Annotated in this window: 19 protein-coding genes; 8 read left to right on the top strand and 11 right to left on the bottom strand. The window is 42.1% G+C overall.

What is annotated here, in order from left to right:
• The first annotated feature begins 360 nt into the window (after window positions 1–360).
• The 3 genes from Q0541_RS02700 (at window position 361) to Q0541_RS02690 (ending at window position 3,305) form a co-directional block, all read left to right on the top strand.
• A complete protein-coding gene (locus Q0541_RS02700) occupies window positions 361–714 on the top strand; it encodes a phenylpyruvate tautomerase MIF-related protein (RefSeq protein ID WP_298905176.1) in 354 nt (117 codons plus the stop codon).
• A 79-nt stretch (window positions 715–793) separates the two neighbouring features.
• The gene (rlmN, locus tag Q0541_RS02695; protein WP_298905174.1) at window positions 794–1,888 is read left to right on the top strand and encodes a 23S rRNA (adenine(2503)-C(2))-methyltransferase RlmN; all 1,095 of its coding nucleotides are present in this window, start codon (window positions 794–796) and stop codon (window positions 1,886–1,888) included.
• 946 nt (window positions 1,889–2,834) lie between these two features.
• A complete protein-coding gene (locus Q0541_RS02690) occupies window positions 2,835–3,305 on the top strand; it encodes a hypothetical protein (RefSeq protein WP_298905172.1) in 471 nt (156 codons plus the stop codon).
• A 77-nt stretch (window positions 3,306–3,382) separates the two neighbouring features.
• On the opposite strand, the gene Q0541_RS02685 is transcribed toward Q0541_RS02690, so the two are convergent.
• Complete coding sequence (locus tag Q0541_RS02685) at window positions 3,383–3,562, bottom strand: replication restart DNA helicase PriA (RefSeq protein ID WP_298905170.1); 180 nt, start codon at window positions 3,560–3,562, stop codon at window positions 3,383–3,385.
• A gap of 919 nt (window positions 3,563–4,481) precedes the next feature.
• Window positions 4,482–6,359, bottom strand: a complete 1,878-nt coding sequence (gene uvrC, locus Q0541_RS02680) for an excinuclease ABC subunit UvrC (protein ID WP_298905169.1) — start codon at window positions 6,357–6,359, stop codon at window positions 4,482–4,484.
• A gap of 615 nt (window positions 6,360–6,974) precedes the next feature.
• Between uvrC and Q0541_RS02675 the strand changes: the two genes are divergently transcribed.
• Window positions 6,975–7,154 (top strand): hypothetical protein, encoded by a 180-nt coding sequence (locus tag Q0541_RS02675; RefSeq protein WP_298905168.1) that lies wholly within the window; start codon window positions 6,975–6,977, stop codon window positions 7,152–7,154.
• 21 nt (window positions 7,155–7,175) lie between these two features.
• Here the strand turns inward: Q0541_RS02675 and Q0541_RS02670 are convergent, their stop codons facing one another.
• From Q0541_RS02670 to Q0541_RS02640, 7 genes are all read right to left on the bottom strand, one after another.
• Window positions 7,176–7,598, bottom strand: a complete 423-nt coding sequence (locus Q0541_RS02670; protein WP_298905165.1) for a response regulator — start codon at window positions 7,596–7,598, stop codon at window positions 7,176–7,178.
• Between the two features lie 555 nt (window positions 7,599–8,153).
• A complete protein-coding gene (locus Q0541_RS02665; RefSeq protein WP_298905163.1) occupies window positions 8,154–9,161 on the bottom strand; it encodes an NF038130 family PEP-CTERM protein in 1,008 nt (335 codons plus the stop codon).
• 1,025 nt (window positions 9,162–10,186) lie between these two features.
• Window positions 10,187–11,389 (bottom strand): LL-diaminopimelate aminotransferase, encoded by a 1,203-nt coding sequence (locus Q0541_RS02660; RefSeq protein WP_298905161.1) that lies wholly within the window; start codon window positions 11,387–11,389, stop codon window positions 10,187–10,189.
• A 340-nt stretch (window positions 11,390–11,729) separates the two neighbouring features.
• A complete protein-coding gene (locus Q0541_RS02655; RefSeq protein ID WP_298905159.1) occupies window positions 11,730–12,068 on the bottom strand; it encodes a co-chaperone YbbN in 339 nt (112 codons plus the stop codon).
• A gap of 264 nt (window positions 12,069–12,332) precedes the next feature.
• A complete protein-coding gene (locus Q0541_RS02650) occupies window positions 12,333–13,109 on the bottom strand; it encodes a PspA/IM30 family protein (RefSeq protein WP_298905158.1) in 777 nt (258 codons plus the stop codon).
• Between the two features lie 333 nt (window positions 13,110–13,442).
• A complete protein-coding gene (locus tag Q0541_RS02645; RefSeq protein WP_298905179.1) occupies window positions 13,443–14,198 on the bottom strand; it encodes a PspA/IM30 family protein in 756 nt (251 codons plus the stop codon).
• A 257-nt stretch (window positions 14,199–14,455) separates the two neighbouring features.
• Window positions 14,456–15,820 (bottom strand): hypothetical protein, encoded by a 1,365-nt coding sequence (locus Q0541_RS02640; RefSeq protein ID WP_298905156.1) that lies wholly within the window; start codon window positions 15,818–15,820, stop codon window positions 14,456–14,458.
• A 266-nt stretch (window positions 15,821–16,086) separates the two neighbouring features.
• Here Q0541_RS02640 and Q0541_RS02635 point away from each other — a divergent pair, with 266 nt between their 5' ends.
• Window positions 16,087–16,626: a DciA family protein gene (locus Q0541_RS02635; RefSeq protein WP_298905178.1), complete on the top strand. Its 540-nt coding sequence runs from the start codon at window positions 16,087–16,089 to the stop codon at window positions 16,624–16,626.
• Between the two features lie 467 nt (window positions 16,627–17,093).
• Complete coding sequence (locus Q0541_RS02630; RefSeq protein ID WP_298905155.1) at window positions 17,094–17,408, top strand: hypothetical protein; 315 nt, start codon at window positions 17,094–17,096, stop codon at window positions 17,406–17,408.
• A gap of 123 nt (window positions 17,409–17,531) precedes the next feature.
• On the opposite strand, the gene menB is transcribed toward Q0541_RS02630, so the two are convergent.
• On the bottom strand, window positions 17,532–18,365 hold the full coding sequence (menB, locus tag Q0541_RS02625; RefSeq protein ID WP_298905154.1) for a 1,4-dihydroxy-2-naphthoyl-CoA synthase: 834 nt from the start codon (window positions 18,363–18,365) through the stop codon (window positions 17,532–17,534).
• 141 nt (window positions 18,366–18,506) lie between these two features.
• On the opposite strand from menB, the gene Q0541_RS02620 reads away from it, so the two are divergent.
• Together Q0541_RS02620 and Q0541_RS02615 are read left to right on the top strand one after the other, a co-directional pair.
• Window positions 18,507–19,331 carry a DUF2887 domain-containing protein gene (locus Q0541_RS02620; RefSeq protein WP_298905152.1) on the top strand — a complete coding sequence of 275 codons (825 nt, stop codon included), beginning with the start codon at window positions 18,507–18,509 and terminating at the stop codon, window positions 19,329–19,331.
• A 393-nt stretch (window positions 19,332–19,724) separates the two neighbouring features.
• A complete protein-coding gene (locus Q0541_RS02615) occupies window positions 19,725–20,003 on the top strand; it encodes a hypothetical protein (protein ID WP_298905150.1) in 279 nt (92 codons plus the stop codon).
• 258 nt (window positions 20,004–20,261) lie between these two features.
• On the opposite strand, the gene menD is transcribed toward Q0541_RS02615, so the two are convergent.
• Window positions 20,262–22,016, bottom strand: a complete 1,755-nt coding sequence (gene menD / locus Q0541_RS02610) for a 2-succinyl-5-enolpyruvyl-6-hydroxy-3-cyclohexene-1-carboxylic-acid synthase (protein ID WP_298905148.1) — start codon at window positions 22,014–22,016, stop codon at window positions 20,262–20,264.
• Window positions 22,017–22,177 lie beyond the last annotated feature (161 nt).

Genomic DNA, 22,177 nt, shown 5'->3' with positions numbered 1-22,177 from the left:
TCAATATCCCTTATTTCCAATTTTCTTCTGCCTAGAGTGACAAAAGAGGGTTAAGGTGGATGAATGAGTCTTGGAACCAATGCTTCAGGGATTTCCAAGAAACAAATTATCCAAATAAACGTAGACGCGCAGCGGCTTGCCGCAGGCTACCACAGAGACGCAGAGAACACAGAGAGGAGAAATAAAGAGGATTTTTGCGTCAGTTTTGGAATATTTTTTTATTTGGAAGTCCCTCAACTTCTAACTCTCCCTCATCCCCCTGCTTTCCCACTCCCCATCTCCCTAATCTTTATACCCTGTACTTCTGCGTTTGGATAAACTTAACAATGTGAATAAAATCAAAATTTCCAATTCGGTACTATGCCATTAATTAAAGTGCAAACTTCTGCATCTGCTCCTCAAAAAGCTGAAATTGAGTCAATGCTTTTAAACTTATCAGCCAAGTTAGCGAAACATTTGGGAAAACCAGAATCCTATGTAATGACTGCTTTTGAACCGGGAATTCCCATGACCTTTGCAGGGAATACAGACCCGGTTTGTTACATTGAAATTAAGAGTGTTGGCACGATGAAGCCAGACCAAACCGCAGCAATGAGTCAGGACTTTTGCCAGCAGATTAACCAAACTCTAAATGTGCCTAAAAATCGCATTTACATCGAGTTTGCAGACGCCAAGGGGGCAATGTGGGGCTGGAACGGCACAACCTTTGGTTAATTCCCCGTCTTTTTTGGTCAAGATTAACTTGATCTGGCAGGTGTAGGATAGAGATCCTACATCAATTCGTGATTTTTTTATGTCTGCTACGCCTCTTGTATCTCAGGTTGACTTACACAACCCAGAAAAATCAGAATTAATCCCTCCCCTTCTAGGTGCTTCTCTTGCAGAGTTAAGCATTTGGGTGCAGCAGCAGGGACAACCTGCTTACAGAGGAAAGCAACTGCATGAATGGATCTATGACAAGGGGGCGCGATCGCTATCTGATATTTCTGTCTTCCCCAAGCAATGGCGGAAAGAAGTCGCAGAAATCCCGATTGGGCGCTCAATTTTACATTACCGCTCTGTGGCACCCGATGGCACAGTCAAATATCTTTTGCGATTAACAGACGATCAAATTATTGAAACTGTTGGCATCCCCACCTTGGGAGAAAGGGGAGAAGGCCCAAAATCTCGGCTGACAGTTTGTGTTTCTACTCAGGTGGGTTGCCCAATGGCATGTGATTTTTGCGCTACTGGTAAGGGAGGCTACAAACGCAACCTAGCACGCCACGAAATTGTCGATCAGGTGTTGACTGTGCAAGAAGATTTTCAGCAACGGGTTAGCAATGTGGTGTTTATGGGATTGGGTGAACCGTTGTTGAATACTGAGAATGTCCTAGCAGCCCTGAAATCTCTGAATCAAGATGTTGGTATCGGACAGCGATCGCTAACTGTTTCAACTGTTGGTATTCGCGATCGCATCCGTCAGTTCGCGCAAAACAATTTGCAAATTACTCTGGCTGTTAGTCTCCACGCACCCAACCAAGCACTGCGAGAAAAACTCATCCCCAGCGCCCGCGCCTATCCTCTAGAAGATTTGTTAGCTGAATGTCGAGAATATGTAGAAATCACTGGACGCCGCGTTACCTTTGAATATGTTCTCCTTGCTGGTGTCAACGATTTACCAGAACATGCATTACAACTGGCGAAACGCCTGCGAGGATTCCAAAGTCATGTAAATTTGATTCCCTATAACCCCATTCAAGAAGTAGACTACAAACGCCCCAACCGCGATCGCATTCAAGCATTTGTCAACGTCCTTAAGCAGCAAAATATTGCTGTTACCGTCCGTTATTCCCGTGGTTTAGAAGCCGATGCTGCTTGTGGACAACTCAGAGCAAGTAAAAATTAAACCTTTTGCAGTCAATTTTATGAATAAATTAAGACTAGTAGACAACGGCGGAAATAAACCTACCATCTCAAATGGGTAAAAAGCCCGGAATACAATTCTTTTGACTTTTGACTTTTGACTTTTGACTTCCGCCTTGCGGTACTAGCCCTTTCAAGGTGAGTCATAAAATCTTAATTCTGGCGATAAAATCTCTACTTTATCTGTGTCGCGCCAGTTGCTTTAAGTCGGAAAACCCGCCCAACGCACTGGCTTCTCTGTGCCTCTGCGGTTAAAAAGTAATTTATGGAACTACTCCATACGCAGAGAACACAGAGATCAGAAAAATTCTTATCCAAAAATTTTACCCACCTTGAAAGGGAGCATCCCAAATGTGCAAAAACCTTGATAGCCCTCATCTCCTAACCCCTTCTCCCATGCTTGGGAGAAGAGGAATTTCTCCCCTCTCCCAAACGTGGGAGAGGGGCTGGGGGTGAGGGAAGAGAGTTAAAGTAGCAAAATTGAGATGCTCCCCCTTGAAAGGGCTAGTCCTGAACCTGAGAAATTATCTCTATTTATCTATGGTGTAAAACCGCCTGAAATCCTTTTTTTAATTTATCTGCGGCAGGTAAGTGGATTACGGAAATCCGGCAAACCATCTAAAAAATTTAAATGTATAATTTAATTAAGATGAATATCTAAAAAAGGATATTTTTATGCAAAATCAAGATAATGCACTGGATATAACCTTGATTTAGGAAGCTATTGTCAATGCACTGATATTTAGAGAACGTTATGGACTGGAGACGCCAAAGGAATCGCGCAAACCCATAACAGTGAATAAAGCATTAGCTTTAGTTAGCTATTTCAAGCCCCTGCATTTATGTATAGGGTAATTATGAATTATTTTGACATTTTAAGGGTTTAGCGATCGCTCAACCCAACCTATAACAATTGAGGAAATAACTGTATGTTGAATCGCTTATTAATGGTTAAAGCATGGCTACTATTGATTGTGCTTGCAAAAGCTTTCTCGATGAATTCTGCTGCATCTGCACAAGTAATTCAGATGAATCCTCAACAAACCGAGTCTTTTCAAGAAAGAATGAGACAACAACAAGAGCAACGAAATCAGCAAACACAACAGCAGTCTAAGGAAACATGGCTACGGCAAAACCTTCAAGATCCACGACTACAACAACAACAACAGATAATACAACAGCAAGAATTTACACGACAACAGCAAGAACTGATACGCCAGCAACAATTAAGACTACAACATGAAGAAACAAGACTACAACAGCAAGATTTTACACAACAGCAACAACTGAGAATACAACAGCAACAACTCAGACAAGATCAACAAATTAGACAACAGCAATTTAGATTACAAGAACATAGACTACAGCAACAATACAGACAACAGAAGAATAACCTGTGAAGTGTTCCAAATTTCTGATAAGTAATTTTATTATTAAAAATTAGAGAAAAAATTCTCCAATTTTTAATTTTTATTATCTAGCGATGTGCATAAATTCCTGGCGCATAAGCCTCAATGACTTTGCCAGTGCGAGTGCAAGTAATCATCAAGTAGTCACAACTAGGGCATTGTGTGCGAGTTAATTGACTATCAAAAATATAATAACGTTCTGCTTGGCAGCCGCAATTTGGGCAGTAAATCTTTTGTACTGTCTGCATTTTAAAACCCCTGGTTGTAATTATTTTTTATTTGATCAAACTGCCAGTTAAAGTAGCAAAAATTTTGGTTTGACCCAACTTAACAAACGACTTTAATATTGGCTGATTATTTTAAACAAAATTTCAAGTTTGAAAAATTTTCGATATCTCTGTATATTATCCTAGAATTTAAGTGATATTACCCTCCTACTTTAGATACATAATTTGTTTTTTAATTAAATACTGCTTAGTGATTTACTGATCCCTATGACGAATCCCTTGAGAAAGCCTTCTTTATAGTCATTTCAGACGAATACAAAAAAAGCCGTTCTTGTATTCAAAAATTAAAACCAAGAAAATACTGTATATTTAGTAACAAAATTTTTATCTTAAGATTTAGTTAATATTTGCTGCCAAGATTTATGAGATTAAGTTTTAGTGAGATAATTTCATCAAAACTACCGCACTTATGAGAGACCGTAAATTTACGGTTTTTACACAGCTTAAATTGTCGCAGACAACCTTAATTGAATCATCTGTGAGAGTGGAATTACTATACTGTGGCGTCAGGTTGCCTACCTTTAACAAAGGGATTTTGCCCCTTGTCTTACAGCAGAATTCAAGTATTTGAACCACATCTGTCGTAGGGGCGCAAGGCCTTGCGCCCCTACCGCGTGGTCTATTTACCTGAAAATAGCTGTAAGCTCTTATCGTTACCCACATCCGACAATAAGCGTTTCGTTGCAATATTAGCCTTGGAATTCTATTCCAAGGCTAATATTGCATTGAGTGGACTTCGGCTATCAGCTGGCGGGATGTCGAGTGAACACCATACTTTGACTGTTACAAAAATATGGGTAATCACAAGGGGATTTTTTTTGCCCCAAGTTTTGTTAATTGAGATGGTGGCTAGATTTACGCGCCCGCTGTACTACTCTCCTCAAGTGGGATGAAAATAATCGTAAATTTCTTGAGCCAAACGCGGCCCAATTCCTGGAACCTCAGCGAGTTGTGGGGTTGTTGCTTGCCGAATATAATCAACTGAGCGAAAATGCCCTAGTAGCTGCTTTTGTCGATGATGTCCTAAGCCAGGAATTTCATCTAAACGCGATCGCTTCAATTTATCACTGCGCTGCTGACGATGGAAACTGACTGCAAATCGATGCGCTTCATCTCGCAACCGCCGCAACAACTGCACCCCTGGTTGTTCTGCATCAGTTGTCAAGGGTTTAGATTCTCCTGGTAAAAAAATCTCTTCTCGCTGCTTCGCCAAACTAACAACTCGCAAGTCTTCTAATAAATTCATCTCTTGCAAAACAGCAACAACTGATGATAACTGACCTTTACCACCATCGCTCATGATTAAATCAGGCCAATCTGGATTACCCAAACGTGACAACTGTGGATCGTCGCCATACTTGCGAAACCGCCGTTGAATAACTTCAGCAAGACTAGCAAAATCATCTGAATGTCCCGCCGTCACCGTGGGATTTTTAATTTTGTAGTGGCGATAATGCTGTTTGGCGGGTAATCCGTCGATAAACACGACTTGCGAAGCTACAGCATTTGACCCTTGAATGTGAGAAATGTCATAACCTTCGATGCGATGAGGTACATCTGGTAAATCAAGAATGGCGGCTAAATCTTGCATTGCTTGGTGATTGCGATCGCCAAATTTCTGCATTCTTTGCAATTCATACTGGGCATTTCGCTCTACCATTTCAATTAATTCTGCCTTAGTTTGCCGCAAAGGAGTCAAGATTGTGACTTTTTTCCCCTTGCGTTGAGTTAAGACATCCGCCAATATCTCACTATCTGGTAAATCATGCTGCACCAAAATCTCTAAAGGTATTTCCACTGAGTCAGCAGTTTGGTAATGTTCCTCTAAAGCTCGTTGTAAGATAGCTCCCGGTTCTGCGTGAGCATCCGCCACAAAGGCTAAACGTCCTACTAATTGCCCAGCGCGAATCTGGAATAGTTGAATACAGGCGTATTCTTCGTTGGCTGCCAGTGCGATCGCATCCCGTGAAACTGTATCATCTGGTAAGGAAACTTTTTGATTGGCTGTCAGCGACTTTAACCCAGAAATTTGGTCACGAATCCGTGCTGCTGACTCAAAATTCAAGTTTTCCGATGCTGCGTTCATCTGTTGAGTCAAAATATCAATCAGTTCCTGAGTTCGCCCCTGAAAGACCATCGCTATTTTTTGCACAATTTTGCGATATTCTTCTGGTGGCATCATCTGTTGACACACACCCGGACAACGCCCTAAATCATAATTCAAGCAAGGACGGTCTTTGAAAAGTGGTTGAGGTCGTTGTCGCTGGGGGAAGATGCGCTTGCATAGGCGGACAATTTCTCGTAATAAACCAGCGTCAGTATAAGGGCCGTAAAATTTATCCTTTTCTTTGCCGAATTGGCGTTTACGGGTAATAAAAATTCGCGGATAATCTTCTGACCAAGTGATGCAGAGATAGGGATATTTTTTATCATCTTTGAGCAGCACGTTAAAGTATGGCTGGTGCTGCTTGATCAAGTTGGCTTCTAGCGCTAGCGCTTCGGCTTCAGTATCAGTGACGATGAATTCAATTTCTGTCACCAACTTGACCATCGTGGCGATGCGTTCACTCTTGTTGTAGCCATCCCGGAAATAGGAACGGACACGCGATCGCAACTTACGTGATTTACCTATATATATAATGCGATCGCTTTTGTCCCGCATGAAATAAACCCCCGGTTCCGGTGGAATTTCGGCTAGACGGTTTTCCAATCTTTCTGGCTCTTTAACCAGTGGTAGTATTTGAGTAGATATTGCCACAACGAAAATTAGGTAATCTTTCTCTATTTTAAGAAAAATTATTTTTTCGTGCCGATTTAACAGAGTAATTATCAAGTAAATATAAAATAGGTAGGCTTTTAGGCGGCATACAGATAAATCTGAGACTCGGTTTCCAACCTAGTACAGTATGGTCTCTACCATCTCAATTAACAAAACTTGGGGCTTAACAAGGGGGAAAATCCCTTGTTGAACTTTGGACACAGTGTATTAGACGCCCTGCTGCAAGCATCAGAACTTTGGAGCAGATGAGAGTTTGTCTAGCTGTCTGGCTGCTACTGTCACAATAAAAACTTGGCTTTTTGAATCTATAATTAACATTTTAAAATCGACAATGATTTCTTATTTAAATATTCATTTTTTTAAAGAAATCATTTTGTTATCTTAATTTAGCTAAATTTATATTTTTATTATTAAATATAATTAAATTTTTCAATGTCAATTATATAAAATTTAGATAATAAATTATTATGAAACAATAGTTCTGGGGTTGATTTGAACTTATAACATTAAGCGATTTAACGGATTTAGGAAGTTAAATTTACGAATATCATTAGGAATATAGCTATTACAATAATTTCAGGCACGAGTTGAACTATGAATCTCCAAGACTTTGAAGCCCAATACCGGGAAGCTATGGCTGAAACCCTCAATGATCTGCAAACGGCAGTTTTGTTATTAGCGCAAGTACAACATAAAATTTCAAAAATTGGCAGTTCTGTGCAACATATTAGTGAGCGAGTTGAAGAGTTTATTGCAGACCAAAAAGCGGAATAAAGGCACATCCAGTAGAAAAGTTTATCTGTGGCGACAAGTCAACTCTTCTTCAATTGTAAGTATAAGATCCTTGAGTTTTAAAGGTTTGACAAAATAGCGACGTGCGCCCAAACTCAGAGCTAGTTCTTGATCTGCTTTAAAAGCAAAGGCTGAAACCACAATGATCGGTATTTTTGACAAATCAGGTTTTTGCTGGACTTGTTTTAAGAGCGAATAACCGTCAATATCTGGCAATTTCAAGTCTAATAACATTAAATCTGGCTCAAACTTCTCTATAGTTGAGAAGAAAGTAGAGCCTTCTGATAAGCTTTGGACATCGTACCCAGAATAACTTAGATAGTCACTCAATAACATTCTATTGAGATCATGGTCTTCAACTAGCAAAATTCGTCTAAGTGTGTGTGACCGTAATGGCTGCTCTATATTGAATAATTGTACTGTCATTGCTACCTATTATCTTAAGTAAAAGCCAACAATTATGACCATAAACTAGAACGGGAGTGTATTTAAACTCTAAAACCTATAAAAACTTGACTTCTGTAATCTAGTTAAAGATATTAATAAATTAGATTTAGCAGCACTCCAATACTTAATAATAGTATACTTGAATATAATTTTAATCAAATATTAATTTTTTCTTAGCAAAATTTTGACAATTTGTAGTATTAAATAAACGACTAATTTAAAAAATCGAATTTGCCAATTTGTATTAGTAAAACTACTTAAGTAATACTAGAACTAACGTAGACTAATTGCCCTTCCTAGAAAAGTTTTCATCTCGATGTTAGGGTAAGTAATACCATTTTCCGAAATTGCTGTGACAAATATATTGGTAGGGGCGTAGATATGTAGACCCTTCCAAACGATTCATTTGTTGCAAATATTTTTATAAATAGTATAACTTAGAAGATTAAATCATCTTATAGCTGGAAATAAGTATTCATAAAAAGAAGGGAGCTATTAGCTCCCTTACTTATTTGTAGTTTTGAACCTGCAATCTTAAATGGATGCTTTTTTAAATTTGCGTTGCGTCACAAAGACGCCAGCAACACCCAACAGACCAATTATTATTGATGGTTCTGGCACTCTCTTTGGAGGAGCGGTGTATCCAGGTGTGTGCCAAGTGTAATACTGGGTGCTGGATATGCCGTCATCAGAGGCTGTAATTTCAGATCCAGTGGGGTTAAAGCTATAGGCGTAGTAAGTATTATTGCCATTAACTACCTTGGCAATTTCACTAGCTCCGATTCCGCCTTGGTAGGCGTTTAATGCAGCTTGCACGCCAAGGAGGTCTTTGAATGATGTCAGTTGATCTATTTGAGCTTGTAGCGTTAGCTTCGTAGGAAGAGAGGTTAGAGGCGAGTTCAACGTTAGTTGAAGTAATGAAATCTGAGTTTGAACTTCTGAAGCGCTTGGTAGAATTGTTTTTCCTGGAAATAGTGATGTCAATGTTTGGGTAAGTTTAGTAGAAACTGTATCTAAGAGTTTGGTCCTTACATCCACTTGACCAACCAATTTCAGTTCCACACCCCCATTTTCTCCGAATTGGAAGCTGCCAATGTTAGGATCTCCTATTCCCAATAAAGGGAAAAAACTCGTTACTAATGATTGGGTACTCGGTGAAAACCCATTCCACACTGACTTGAATGGAGTATAAGTAGCTAACAGATCACTCAGCCATTGCGAACCAAAAGTATTCCAGTCACTAGCAGTGACACTGGTAACGGTGGCATTGTAGTTTCCTTGTGTAGCGGTGAAACCAACGTTAGAAGTTGGGTTTTCTGTACTATACCAAAGCTCCACGTTAGAGGAGACATTATCATCACTCAAGGCTTTGGAGGCAGCTATAGGATCATTTGCAATAAACTTCCCATTTAACCCACCAGTATAAGTTTTAATTTCATTTGGGTTATTGAAACTAAAAGATGTAGCGTGTGCTGGAGCAGTGGCAAGAGCGCTTACACCAATAGCCATTGAGACACCAATTACAAATTTCTGAAAAGTCATCTTCATTGTTTTCAAGTCTCTGTTAGTTTGGAAGTTAAGTTTTAAACTACTGCTGTTTTTAGGCTTGGGCTGTATTGAATACAGGGTTTTTGGCAATATAGCTGCTTAAAAGCTGTATCCGTATTCATGAAATCTTTGTATCTTAGCTGACACCAACAAGCTTAATAAACGCGGAGACCTGATTGGGTAAAGTTCCTGTTAATTATCAATAAAAAAATGAAGAATATTTTAAGATTCATATACGTTTAATTACTTATTTATTTAAAAAATTATAGTTATAAAATTTACCTAAGCTGAATTTTGATTTGAGTATAATATAGTCATTCACAGGGGCGCATATCTGTCATGGGTGTCAACTTACAGCTATTTTCAGGTAAATAGACCACGCGGTAGGGGATCTTGGCCTTGCGCCCCTACGACAGATGTGGTTCAAATACTTGAATTCTGCTGTAAGCCTTGGTGAATGGAATTCGCACGCCAGTTGCTCATAGGGAAAACCCCTAGACGCTCTCTACCAGACCAGAGGCAAACGCAGACTCGTTGGCGCAGCCTCTGGTAAAGTTTTTTAACCAGCGTAGGCGGGTAAAGCCCAATATGCTTGGGTTAAGGACAGAACTTACCCAAAATTAAGAAAGAACGAACCACAAAGAGCGCAGCCTTTCCAAGAGTTGAGAAGTGGCTTCCCGCAGGGTAGGACACGTTCGCGCAGCCTCTGGCAGAGAAGAAATAAGAGTTTCAAAGAGTTTTTGCGTAAGTCCTTAAAGGTTTTTGGCGCTAACTGAACTGTATTGGGGTAAAGCCTCGTGTAGACGAGCCAATGCGTTGGGCGGGCAATGCCCGACTTGTACTCCTACGGGGATCTTGCTAGCAAGAGCGTCTCCCAATGTAAGAAGCAACTGGCGTGCGATTTCTAACCACCCTTTTAGCGTTAAGTTGACACCAATGCACAGGTGTGCGCCCCTACTGCGTGTTCTATTCGTAGACTTTGCCGTTAAAAATCCTTAACGTTCAGCTTGAAAAGAAATTTAATGAAGGAACTTAGCCATTCTTTCCACAGCAGTTTCTAACAAAGCTGGCTCATGCACCAAAGCAAAGCGGACATACCCTTCTCCGGATTTACCAAAACCAGCACCTGGGGAAGCGGCTACACCAGTTTGTTTGACTAGCTGGGTACAAAATTCTACAGAGTTTTGACTCCAAGGTGAGGGCAATTTTGCCCAGATGTACATTGTGGCTTTAGGAGTAGGAACATTCCAGCCAATGCGGTGTAAAGCAGTGATGAAAGCATCACGGCGCTGCTGGAAAGTAGCAATCGCAGATTTTACCCCAACTTGAGGGCCAGTTAGGGCAGCGATCGCACCATTCAAAATCCCCCGATACTGATTAAAATCAACAGCGGCTTTTACTTGGCGTAAGGCGTTAATTAACTGGGCATTACCGATGGCGTAGCCAATGCGGAAGCCGCCCATATTGTAAGACTTGGAAAGGGTGAAAAATTCAATCGAGACGCTTTTCTCTGGATCAGCTTGCAGAATCGAGGGAACGAGGGATTTTTGATTGGGAAGATTCTTCTCCCAGTCCCCATTCCCCTGAAATACCAAATCTACGTAGGGGAAATCGTGAACCAAGGCAAGATTGTGTTGTTGACAAAAGGCGACAGCTTCTTGGAAGAATGATATTGGAGCGATCGCAGCCGTGGGATTATGAGGATAACTTAATACCATCATCCGCGACTGAGCCAAGACTGGGGCAGGAATATCAGCAAACACTGGTAAAAAAGCGTTTTCTTCCCGTAGTGGCATTGGGTAGATTTGACCACTGGCTAGGTAGACTCCCCCAGCATGAGAGGGGTAACCTGGATCGAGCAACAGGGCAAAATCTCCTGGATTGAGTAAAGCTAGAGGTAGATGGGCTGTGCCTTCTTGAGAACCAATCAGAGGTAGTACCTCAGTTTGGGGATCGACTTTGATACCAAATTTTTGTTCGTACCAGTTGGCTGCGGCTTGGCGAAACCCAAAAGTCCCGTTAAACAACAGATAGCCGTGGGTACTGCGATCGTGGAGAGATTGGGCGATCGCCTCGATGACGTGTGCCTCGGCTGGTAAATCAGAAGACCCCAACGACAAATCAATTACTTGTTGTCCAGCTACCAAAGCGACTGCCTTGGCTCTGTCCATATCAGCAAATACATTAGATTGCAGGGGTTGTAAACGCTTTGCAAATTGCATATTAGTCAAGAGTCAACAAGAGGACTCTTGGGACAAAAGGATAGAGGGGACTTTGGGGTTACCCGATAGATAAAATCTAGTTGCTCTGAACAAGGACTGGAGGCGGAGCGGCTCCGGCTTTGCGCCTTATACCTCGTTGCAAGCAATCTTGGGAAAAATTTTTCTTTTTCTGCATAAATGAATTCACTCTTCTTGAAAAGAAAGTAGACAAGGGGTTTTTTCTTTTATTCCCCAAGTCCCTAAATCTGCCCTTTCAAGAGTCCTATAAAGGTCAACAGTCAAGAGTCAAGGGTAAAAAACTCTTGGTATTTTGACTGTGGACTTTAATATTCACTAATGACTAATTACTATTTAAGTGCGTATCTAGGAGGCTAAGTAATTTTTCTTTGCTGATGACTCCCTCAGTAGATTCTAATAGTTTGTCTCCTTGAAATAGTCTCAGGGCTGGCACGCCTTCCACTTGGTACTGCTTAACAGTGAGTGGGTTGGGGTCAATTTCCATTTTAACGATTTTGAGGCGATCGCTATATTTGGTAGCAGCTGAGTTAATTACGGGCGGCATCAATTGACAAGGCCCACACCAGGAAGCCCAAAAGTAAACTAATACAGGCTGTTCAGCTTTTAACACTTCTGTTTCAAACTCAGCATCAGTTATGGTGGTGATTACAGCCTTACTCATTGCAGTCTCCATCAGGTGGCGATCAAAGTTGACACACACAATACTTTATCCCAAAGTAGTCAATAGTTATTAGGACTGTTAACTATTAACTACGAATTTTATATTTTAGATTTTTTGGTTCATACCCAGCCCCAAACAACTCTTGGAGACGCTAACGCGTAGCGTTCCGCAGGAAAGTCCAAAATCCAAAATTGGTTGACTAATGACGTAAAATCCCACAGCCAACAGGTGTGGGACTGGCTCAAAATTTGTTTTCTGCCAATTTTACAGCTGATCCAATTGCTTGCGTAGGGAATCCAACTCGGCATCAACTACCTCATTAGACTTAGCAGCAGTGGTTTGTTGTTGCGGTGGCAGTTGGGGTTGACTTACTGGAGTAGCGGGTGGTAACATTTGTGCTTTCAAAGCTGCCAACTCATCATCAACATCGCTACTACCTTCCAACTGGGCAAATTGGGTTTCTAAATCTGCACCTGCTAACTCTCCTTGTGCCTGGGCCCGGGCTTCTTGCATCAAGACTTTTTCTTCCATCCGCTCGAAGGCAGACATTGCACTGCTGGTATTCATCCCACGCACCATGCCTTGGAGTTGCTCTTGGGCTTTGGCAGTAGTGATTCTAGCTCTGAGCATTTCTTTCTTGGTCTTAGCCTCAGAAATTTTGCTTTCCAGCTGGATTAAATTGCGCTTGAGGGTTTCAACTTGAGTGCTTTGGGTATCCAAACTAGCTTTGAGAGCGGCGCTGGTGTCAGTATAAGTCTTCTTGCGCTCTAGAGCTTGTCGGGCTAAATTTTCATCACCTTTTTGCACCGCCAGTTGGGCATTGCGTTGCCACTTATTGATTTCATTTTGGGCATCATTGTACTGTTTCTCGCTACGTTTTTGGGCGGCGATCGTCTGGGCTACTCCCTGACGCAGCTGAACCAAGTCTTCCTGCATTTCCAGGATGGCTTGTTCTAGCATTTTTTCAGGATCTTCGGCTTTGTTAACCAGGTCGTTGAGGTTAGAACTAACTACTCGCTTAATCCGATCGAATAATCCCATAACTTTGTTTTTCCTTGTGTGGTTTACGCTTTTAGTTGGACAGTTAGCTTTTTTAGTTTTTAATAGCCACCTATTTCAATGTAATCTTTCCAGTTTGGATCGGTACCTCCCAACAACTCTTAATTGTTAATTTAGAACTTGCACCAGTCCCCACAACAGTCTCGGAATGAATTCTAAGGTTATAGCTAAACTCTTCTAAAGAAGACTGAGTGAGGGTTGTAGTCCAGCAAGCGTAGACTTGCACTATTAGCTAGAGATTATTTATTCTCTGGCGGGATATGGGGCAGGCGCAAGATATAAGTTAAGATATTTTCTGCGGCAACTACCCAAACTTCAAGAGTCCTGAGTTTTAGGTAACTCCTGTTGGGGAGGCTGCCCTATCTTCTGGTTCTCATGGGTAAGGAGACTGTTGTGCTGTGTGTTTTCTGCCTGGTTTAAAACCTGTACCTTCATCGCTGCCAATTCGGCATCCACATTATTAGTAGATTCCAAGGAAGCAAATTGTGTTTCCAAGTCGTCGCTACCGAGTTGAGCTATTGCTTCTGATTTAGCTTCTATCTGCAAAACTTTTTCTTCCATGCGCTCAAAGGCATTCAGACTGCTGGTGGCAGAAACTGTGCCAAGCATTTCCTGGAGGCGATAAGACGCTTCAGCAGAACGGGCGCGAGCAATATACATATCTTTTTTAGTTTTTGCCTCGGCAATTTTTAACTCTAGCGATCGCATATCCTTTTTTAGCCTAGCTACTATATCGTTTTGCTGCTCTATCTGGGAAAAGAGGGCTGTAGTGGTTTCTTTATAAGCTTGGCGCTTAGTCAAAGCTTCGCGTGCTAGAGGTTCGTTGCCTTGTTGCAGGGCCAATTGGGCGCGGCGATACCATTCTTCTGTTTGAGAGTTGGCAGCGGCTGCTTGTCGTTCGGTGCGTTTCTGGGTAGCGATCGCTTGTGCTACACCCTGCCGCAACCGCACCAGATTTTCCTGCATCTCTAGGACAGTTTGCTCCAGAATTTTTTCTGGATCTTCTGCACTGCCGATCAAACTATTGAGATTAGCGCGAATCACCCGCAGGATACGCTTGATTAATTCCATGTCGGCTCTCCATTCACGAAATTCAGTGCTGAGTAATGAGCTTTGATAATTACTGATCACCGCATATGTGGATGCCACATCCCAACTAACTTTGTGCTGAGTATTAAGACTCCTGACTTAACCAAGAGGATGCCAAAAGTGGTATATACGGCAACACAGATAATTAAAATGTCCTCGTGTCCCCGTATCCTGTTTACGCAAGACTCAGCACTTATGACTCAGGACTGTTATCTCATGGTATCGTAGATTTTTGCAACTTATGGCTGCTGAACTCGTGGCTTAATTCCCTTTGCCTGTAACAATTGCATCTGTTTTTGTACTTGCTCTTTAGTCTTAAAAGCACCGAGATAAATCAATTCTTTGTTGGCTGATAAATAAGCATCGGGAACTACTTGCCGGGCTGAGGCAAAAGTCGCGCCTTTATTATCTATCACTACATGATAGAACCCATCTGTTCCTGGTTTGATTTCTGCATTCGCCTTTGGTGAGGTTGCGATTGGCTTGGGCGAGGTTTTTGTCGGTGAAGTGGGAGGTAAATTCCGGAGGGGCAAGGGCTGTAGCGTCGGTACTGGTGCTAAGGCGATTGGATTTGTCGGTTTTAGGGCTGTGTTGGGGTTAGGCAATACCGCTTGAGGATTTGCGGGGTTTTGGGAAACGACTGGATTAGGTACTACTGCGAGGGTTGGTTGGACTTTGGGTTTTAAGCCAACTAGATCATTGGGGTCTTTCACCTCAGGAAACTCTTGGGCAGCTAGATTGGGATACTTGGGTATAGATGTGCTTGGTGGCTGGATCTGAGGTTGCACATTACTCCCAACTTCCTCAGTATTTTCTGGTGCGGGAGACGAGTTGCCGTTAAACAACTTGCCTAAATTCGACTGTGACAAACTTTTGGGATTGAACAATACATAACCCAAGGTAAGACTCGCTATCAATAGCAGCAACATCGAGCCGATACCCAAAGGTGATAGCAGACTGTCGCTATAATTGCTTGGTTTCTTGGTTTCTGGTTGTTCTTCTGTCAGACTTCGCAGCAGTGCTTCACTAGATTCTAAATAGTCATCTGGGTGCTTAGGGGTGTCATCTGGCTGCAAAAGATTTTTGCTCTTGGTATCTTTAACGACTGCTGGCACGATGCTGCTACTAAAGTTGGGCGGCGGTGGTGGAAGTTGAGTTTGTGTTTTAGCAGAATCGGAGGTGGAGGACACATTAAGATTATTTAGTTCCTTAGTCTTTGCCGTAGCTGGCACTGGGTTCTTTTGAGGATTCACAGCTAGAGAAGATGTGGGTGGTTCGTCAATTTTTGCCGTAGCTGGCGTTGAGGTTCCCTGAGGATTCACGGGTACAGATGCAGGCGGCACGTTGGTTTTAATTTGCGTTGCTGATAAGTCAGTTGTGCCCGATGTTGTCGGAATGGCAGTCAACGGTTGGGCTTGGCTGCTCATGTAACTTACAACACGGGGCTGGTTTGATGACACCAAACCAGTTCGTGTGCGTCGGTATCGAGCTAACTCTTGATCTAGCGGCACCTCTAAACTCGCTAGTGCTGCTGCTAGTGCTGGTTTCAACCCAGGTTTTTTAGACGATTGAGTACTGGAATCGTTTAGGGGATTTTGAGTCATTGCCTCTGTGCCTCAAACGGAGATTGCTGAAATTAATTTGAGATATATTTGTGACAATAGTAGCGAAAATTATTTAAATAGATAGACTGAGAATTGGGCATTGGGCATTGGGGATTAGAAAAGAGAGATTTTCAGGCTTTGTTGTGAACGATAGTTCATGGAAGTCTATCTTGGAAATAGGGTATGGGGCAGTGAGGGGAGTAGTGGGAGAACTCCTCACTCTTCACTGGCTCAACCATAGCTATCCGCTAACAGCACTTTTAATGATGTCGTTGAAATCAATTAATGATATTTTAGGCGTTCTGGAAAAGCAGGCTAAATGGCAGGAGCAACCATTTCAACGCCTGCTCAAGTGTTGGGCAGAAGTTGTTGGGCCAGTGGTTGCCGCACATACTCGACCATTGTCGATTCAGCGCGATGTTTTGTGGGTAGCAACTTCTAGTGCCGCTTGGGCGCAAAACCTGACTTTTGGTCGCACGTCTGTGCTTTTAAAGTTGAATAAAAAGCTGCCAACGTCTTTGGTTGATATTCGCTTCTCTACTGCTGGCTGGCAGAATCCATCTGTGGAGAGAAAACAGCAACAAACAGTTTCGCCTCATGAGCATCCCAGTTACCTTGGTGATGAGATTAGCTGCCCTGATGTTACACCCACCAAGGATGTAAATGCTGCTTTTGGGCATTGGGGTAAGATCATGCGATCGCGATCGCATGGCTTACCCCTTTGTCCCCAGTGTGAATCTCCCACCCCACCCGGTGAACTCCAGCGCTGGGCAGTCTGTTCTGTCTGTGCTGCTAAACAGTTTTGAAGGGAGTCAATCCTGACCTAAATTAAAAGCAAAATAGTTTAGCGATTATCATTAAGCAGAATTTATTCTGAAGTAATTTGCTGCTGCCACATGGAAAAGTTCTGATTACTCATAAAAATTACATTTAACTGCTAAAGTATGCCGAATGTCGTATGTAAAGCGGACTATTTATCTGAAATTATATCCGTGAAGCCATCCTTAAGGAGGAAGTTAAAAGGCTGGATAAATCAAAAATTTTAGTTTTAGTCTTGATCCCTAATAATTTTTCGCCAAAATGCATAGCTAACCACTCTCAGAATTATTTAAATATATAACAAGAATCTAAAAACATCATGAAGTTTATTTTTTCCTTGGGATCGCTGAAACCTAGATAAAATAAGGGCTTTTTGGCTTTTATCCGTATTTATATATAGAAGCAAAATGGAAGAATGAAATTCAGCCATAAACGGCACTAAAAATCAATCCAAATGAAACCCATTAAATTTTTAGCATCTGCCTGTAAATATTGCCGTCATTACCAGCCAGAAGGTCGCCGTGGCGGAACCTGCCAGCAGTTGGGAGCACCAGTTCAAGCTAGTTGGAAGGCTTGTCCTTTGGCGCTCGCACCTTTTGCACCTTCTTGGGAAACCTTGGAAGATGCTTGGGGTTTGCCAGACGCAGCCCCAGTTTTAACATCTTCTCAATCTCTAGCCTCAGATTTAGACAATGCTGCTCTTGCGCCTGTAGAGGAAACAGCTGCCTCTATATCTGAACAGCTAAAGACTAAAGCAGTGGTTATTTAGTCATTCATTATTACTGAATTGAGTTTGTAGTTTTCTATAAGATTTGTTTTTAAGATTTTTAGTGCTGTAAAAGTTGATATCTACAAAAATCGCACCTCACTAAAGGGTGCGATTTTTGCAATTTTAAGGTAACCAAGGAAAAGAGCGGAAATCTGGTGGACGCTTTTCAAGAAAGGCTTCTTTGCCCTCAGACCCTTCTTCTGTCATGTAATAGAGTAGGGTGGCATTGCCAGCGAGTTCTTGTAAACCAGCTTGTCCGTCACAATCAGCGTTGAACGCGGCTTTGAGACACCGAATTGCGATCGGACTTTTTTCTAAAATCTCTTGCGCCCATTGAATACCTTCCGTTTCTAGTTGTTCCACTGGGACGACGCAATTAATTAAGCCCATTTCTAGAGCTTGTTGGGCATCATATTGGCGGCAGAGAAACCAAATTTCTCTAGCTTTTTTTTGTCCGACAATGCGGGCGAGATAGCTGGCTCCAAAACCACCGTCGAAACTGCCGACTTTGGGGCCAGTCTGTCCAAAAATGGCGTTATCGGCAGCGATCGTAAGGTCGCAAATCAAGTGTAGGACATGTCCACCACCGATCGCATATCCAGCTACTAAAGCAATCACCACTTTCGGCATGGAACGAATCAGGCGTTGTAAGTCCAGCACATTTAAGCGGGGGATGCCAGTTTCGTCCACATAACCCGCATGTCCCCGCACACTTTGATCGCCACCAGAACAGAAGGCATATTTGCCATCAGTGTGTGGGCCATAACCCGTAAATAGGACAACACCTATAGTAGTATCTTCACGAGCATCAGAGAAAGCGTCGTACAGTTCAAAGACAGTTTTGGGACGAAAGGCATTGCGTTTGTGGGGGCGGTTGATGGTGATTTTAGCGATGCCATCGTTTTTTTGATACAGAATATCTTCGTAGGTTTTGGCAGTTTGCCAGTTAATTTGCATTGGTATGGAGTGCGCTGTTGTGCTTGAGAATTTTATCGCGGTCTTAGGGACAAGCGATACCTACGGTGGGCTACGCCTACGCTAAAATTGGTGTCTCAACCCTTTACAATCTGGTAATTGTCTGGGTGTTGAGGAATAAAAATGCGACGTGACACCATCTTCTACAAATTATTTAAGCAATTTCCCGGTTTGCTGTTTGAATTAGTAGATGAACCACCCCCAGAAGCGGAAAACTACCAGTTTGAATCGGTTGAGGTGAAAGAAACCGCGTTTCGGATTGATGGAGTATTTTTACCTCCCGCTAATGCAGTTTCCAAAACCGTCTTTTTTGCAGAAGTGCAGTTTCAGAAGGACGAAGACTTATATCACCGCTTCTTTAGCGAATTGTTTTTGTTTCTCTACCGTCACTCTATCCGTTACGATGACTGGTTTGGAGTAATAATTTTTGGTTCTCGCAGCCTGGAACCCTCTTCCTCTTCGATTCACCGCGCTTTGTTAGAAAGTGGTCAAGTTAGCCGGGTTTATCTGGATGAGTTGGGGGATTTGCGACAACAACCTTTGGGATTAGGTTTGATGTTGCTGACAAATGTGATTTCTGAAACCGAAGCAGTTGAAGGGGCGCGGTTTTTGCTGGAGCAAGCACGGCAACAATCGGAGCAAGCGATAATTGATTTAGTGACGACGATTATCGTCTACAAGTTTTCTACCTTAAGTCGAGAGGAGATTGCAACGATGTTGGGACTAAATCTGGAAGAACCACGGGCTATTCGGGAAGCGAAGGAAGAAGGAGAAAGAAAAATCATTTTACGACTATTAAATCGGCGCGTGGGTAATATTCCTGATGCGCTTCTGTCCCAGATTCAAGGGTTATCGGTGGAACAGTTGGAAGCTTTAGGTGATGCTTTGTTGGATTTCTCTATTCTTGCTGATTTGGAAAGGTGGTTACAAGGTGAATTAAGGGGATAAGTTTCACCCAGAGACGCAGAAGAGAAGGGCGATCGCACTCCGTAAAATAATGATGGCTACAAATAAAGTTTCCCAAAGTGAAGAAGCATTTGCAGACACGCGAGTATATCAGGAAGCGGTGTAAGAAGAAGTGCGATCGCTCTTTTTCCGACTGTTAAAACGACTATTTGGTGAAATTGCTGAGGAACTTTGGAAGCATTAGCTTTGGCGTTGTTGGAATTGAGATTGCGATCGCTGTACTTGGATGGGTGGTTACAAGGTCGAAGAGATTACTAAGATTGTTATCTCATGCAAAGGCTATGAGAATAAGGCAAGAGTATATTCAAAAGCCTTGTTTAAAGAATGTATTTGTTGTATAATCATAACTAATTTTTGTTTGTAAAAAAATTAATTATGACTTTAATTACTCTCAAAGCCATTGATAATTCTGGCAAAGAAATAACCCTTTTGACAAAAGGAGTAGCCTATGCCGACAAGCAAACTAGAGATTTTTATATTGGTGATAGATGCAGAGTTTCTCCATCTAATCGGACTGGAACAATTCTTAGACGTTCTGATTCTCCAAATTCGGTAATTCAAACTGATGATGTTGATATCCAATTTGATGATGGGCATATAGAAGCCGTTAATTTGGCTTATCTTAAGTATTTTGTTACTAAAATTGCCACGTGAGGAACGAAACAAGCCAAAAAAAGTTTTTGGTTTTCACGTGAATCAATAGCTTGATTACTTAAAGAATATTTGGTTATGAGTAGATTTGAGTTATATCCTCTCCTCATCAATGTTAAAAAAGAGGGACATAAAATATTACAAGTTACTCTTGGAAAAAGGGTTTTATTGAATTGGATATGAAATTCAACTGTTACATTGTTGAATTTTGATTTTTTGCGCTTTTGGGTGAAGCTAATTGGTATTGTGAATCACCAATCCCTAAATGCCAATATCTGTGGCAAACTTCCTTAAATTTTCCTGTCGCCACTTGGCATCAGCTTTACGATTTGTCTGCAACTCCAAAACCCGAACTCCCTGAGTTGGGAGCGGGTTTAATCTTTGCTGCAACTGTTGCCAAGAAGTAATCAATTCATGCTCTACATTATAAGTAGCACACAACTGAGCGAAATCAATATCTTGGGGAGTGCCAAAAAACTCTTCAAATGGCGGGTCAAACTTGGCAATGGGTAACATTTCAAAAATTCCCCCGCCATTGTTGTTGATTAACACAATCGTCAGATGTCCGACAAACTTATTGCGGATTAAAAAACCATTGGTGTCATGTAACAGAGCCAAATCTCCCGTTAACATCACACTACTTTGCTGGCGATGGGCAATTCCTAAAGCTGTGGATAATGTGCCATCGATGCCATTTGCACCCCGGTTAAAGTGCGATCGCACTCCTAAATTATTCGGTTTCCAGAAATACTCCACATCCCGCACAGGCATACTATTGGCAATAAACAGAGGCGTTCCGGGCGGTAAAATCTGAGAAATTAACCAAGCTGCTTTACTCTCAATGATTTCATCTATTTTCCCCATCGTCTGGTCAACAGCTAACCTGACTTTAGCTTCTGCATCACACCATTTATGCACATAGTCTGAGGAAAAAGATAAATTTCTCTCCTCTGCCTTTATGTCTTCTACAGATATCCGTAAATGCGTCGTCCTCCCGTGCAAAGGGTCGAGGTTTTGGTCACTGGGGTCAATTATCCAGCGTCGTGGTTGGGTTGTATCTATCCAGGTACGCAGTTCTTTACTTGTAGGCATTTCACCCACCTGAATCACCATTTCAGGCGCTAACTGCTTTGCTAGTTGCTGATTTCGCAAAATCAGGTCATAGGTGGAAATCAAATAAGGGTTGAGTTCGGCATAATTTCTGACTGGGGAGAGTCCCTCAGCTAGCACAGGCCATTTGAGAGTTTGGGAAAGTTGCGCGATCGCTCTACAATATTCCTCTGGTTGCTGTGGTTGGGCAACACCTGCGATAATAATACCGCGATCGCATTCCTTCCATTCTTTGGGAATAGGGAATGGGGCATGGGGCATAGAGAATGGGTTTGCTATTCCTGCGAAGAAGTCTTCTGGTTGAAACTGTGATTGCAAATAACTCAAGTCAGTTCCATCAGGAACAGGCGCTAAAGGATCGCGAAAGGGAATATTCAAATGTACTGGCCCCTTCGTAGGAGTTTGCGCCCTTTCCCAGCTATGAATTACCATTTGTCGCAGGTAAGCTAGCATTCCCAGATCAGCGGAGGGTAAGGCTAACTCTGTTTGCCAATTTGGGTAGTTTCCATATAATCTCAATTGATCTACAGTTTGCCCAGAGTGACAATCTCGCAATTCTGGCGGTCTATCGGTAGTTAACACCAACAGTGGTACGCGACTATATGAGGCTTCAATTACTGCTGAATAAAAATTTGCTCCTGCTGTCCCAGAGGTGCAAACTAGTACCACAGGGCGTCCGGTTGCTTGAGCTTGTCCCAAAGCAAAAAAGGCGGCGGAACGTTCATCGAGAATGGAAATCGCTTCAATCTCAGGTACTTGTTGAGCAAAGGCGACTGCTAAGGGTGTAGAGCGTGATCCAGGACAAATGATGGCACAAGTCAATCCCAACCGCTTTAGCGTCTCTGTTAAGATATAAGCCCAAAGTTGATTAACATTCTTATAAGCGATCGGCATTAAATCAAACATAGTTATAAAACAATCTGAAATTTTAGATTTTGTCTAGGGAAATTCAATTTAAAATCCATCTGAGAAAATTGAGCAAACAGAAGACCGAAGGAGGGAAGCCGAACCTCGGAACTTCCAAAGCAGCTTGACCTAAAGGTGGGTTACAAGCCTGACAATTCAGG

Source organism: uncultured Nostoc sp. (assembly GCF_937863485.1).
Classification (GTDB): domain Bacteria; phylum Cyanobacteriota; class Cyanobacteriia; order Cyanobacteriales; family Nostocaceae; genus Nostoc.
This window is presented reverse-complemented; position numbering and strand designations above follow the sequence as displayed.

Bases quoted from the DNA above. Each gene is read 5' to 3' on its own strand.
- Q0541_RS02700 (WP_298905176.1), top strand. From the start codon at position 361: ATGCCATTAATTAAAGTGCAAACTTCTGCATCTGCTCCTCAAAAAGCT.
- rlmN (WP_298905174.1), top strand. From the start codon at position 794: ATGTCTGCTACGCCTCTTGTATCTCAGGTTGACTTACACAACCCAGAA.
- Q0541_RS02690 (WP_298905172.1), top strand. From the start codon at position 2,835: ATGTTGAATCGCTTATTAATGGTTAAAGCATGGCTACTATTGATTGTG.
- Q0541_RS02685 (WP_298905170.1), bottom strand. From the start codon at position 3,562: ATGCAGACAGTACAAAAGATTTACTGCCCAAATTGCGGCTGCCAAGCA.
- Q0541_RS02675 (WP_298905168.1), top strand. From the start codon at position 6,975: ATGAATCTCCAAGACTTTGAAGCCCAATACCGGGAAGCTATGGCTGAA.
- Q0541_RS02670 (WP_298905165.1), bottom strand. From the start codon at position 7,598: ATGACAGTACAATTATTCAATATAGAGCAGCCATTACGGTCACACACA.
- Q0541_RS02665 (WP_298905163.1), bottom strand. From the start codon at position 9,161: ATGACTTTTCAGAAATTTGTAATTGGTGTCTCAATGGCTATTGGTGTA.
- Q0541_RS02660 (WP_298905161.1), bottom strand. From the start codon at position 11,389: ATGCAATTTGCAAAGCGTTTACAACCCCTGCAATCTAATGTATTTGCT.
- Q0541_RS02655 (WP_298905159.1), bottom strand. From the start codon at position 12,068: ATGAGTAAGGCTGTAATCACCACCATAACTGATGCTGAGTTTGAAACA.
- Q0541_RS02650 (WP_298905158.1), bottom strand. From the start codon at position 13,109: ATGGGATTATTCGATCGGATTAAGCGAGTAGTTAGTTCTAACCTCAAC.
- Q0541_RS02645 (WP_298905179.1), bottom strand. From the start codon at position 14,198: ATGGAATTAATCAAGCGTATCCTGCGGGTGATTCGCGCTAATCTCAAT.
- Q0541_RS02640 (WP_298905156.1), bottom strand. From the start codon at position 15,820: ATGACTCAAAATCCCCTAAACGATTCCAGTACTCAATCGTCTAAAAAA.
- Q0541_RS02635 (WP_298905178.1), top strand. From the start codon at position 16,087: ATGTCGTTGAAATCAATTAATGATATTTTAGGCGTTCTGGAAAAGCAG.
- Q0541_RS02630 (WP_298905155.1), top strand. From the start codon at position 17,094: ATGAAACCCATTAAATTTTTAGCATCTGCCTGTAAATATTGCCGTCAT.
- menB (WP_298905154.1), bottom strand. From the start codon at position 18,365: ATGCAAATTAACTGGCAAACTGCCAAAACCTACGAAGATATTCTGTAT.
- Q0541_RS02620 (WP_298905152.1), top strand. From the start codon at position 18,507: ATGCGACGTGACACCATCTTCTACAAATTATTTAAGCAATTTCCCGGT.
- Q0541_RS02615 (WP_298905150.1), top strand. From the start codon at position 19,725: ATGACTTTAATTACTCTCAAAGCCATTGATAATTCTGGCAAAGAAATA.
- menD (WP_298905148.1), bottom strand. From the start codon at position 22,016: ATGTTTGATTTAATGCCGATCGCTTATAAGAATGTTAATCAACTTTGG.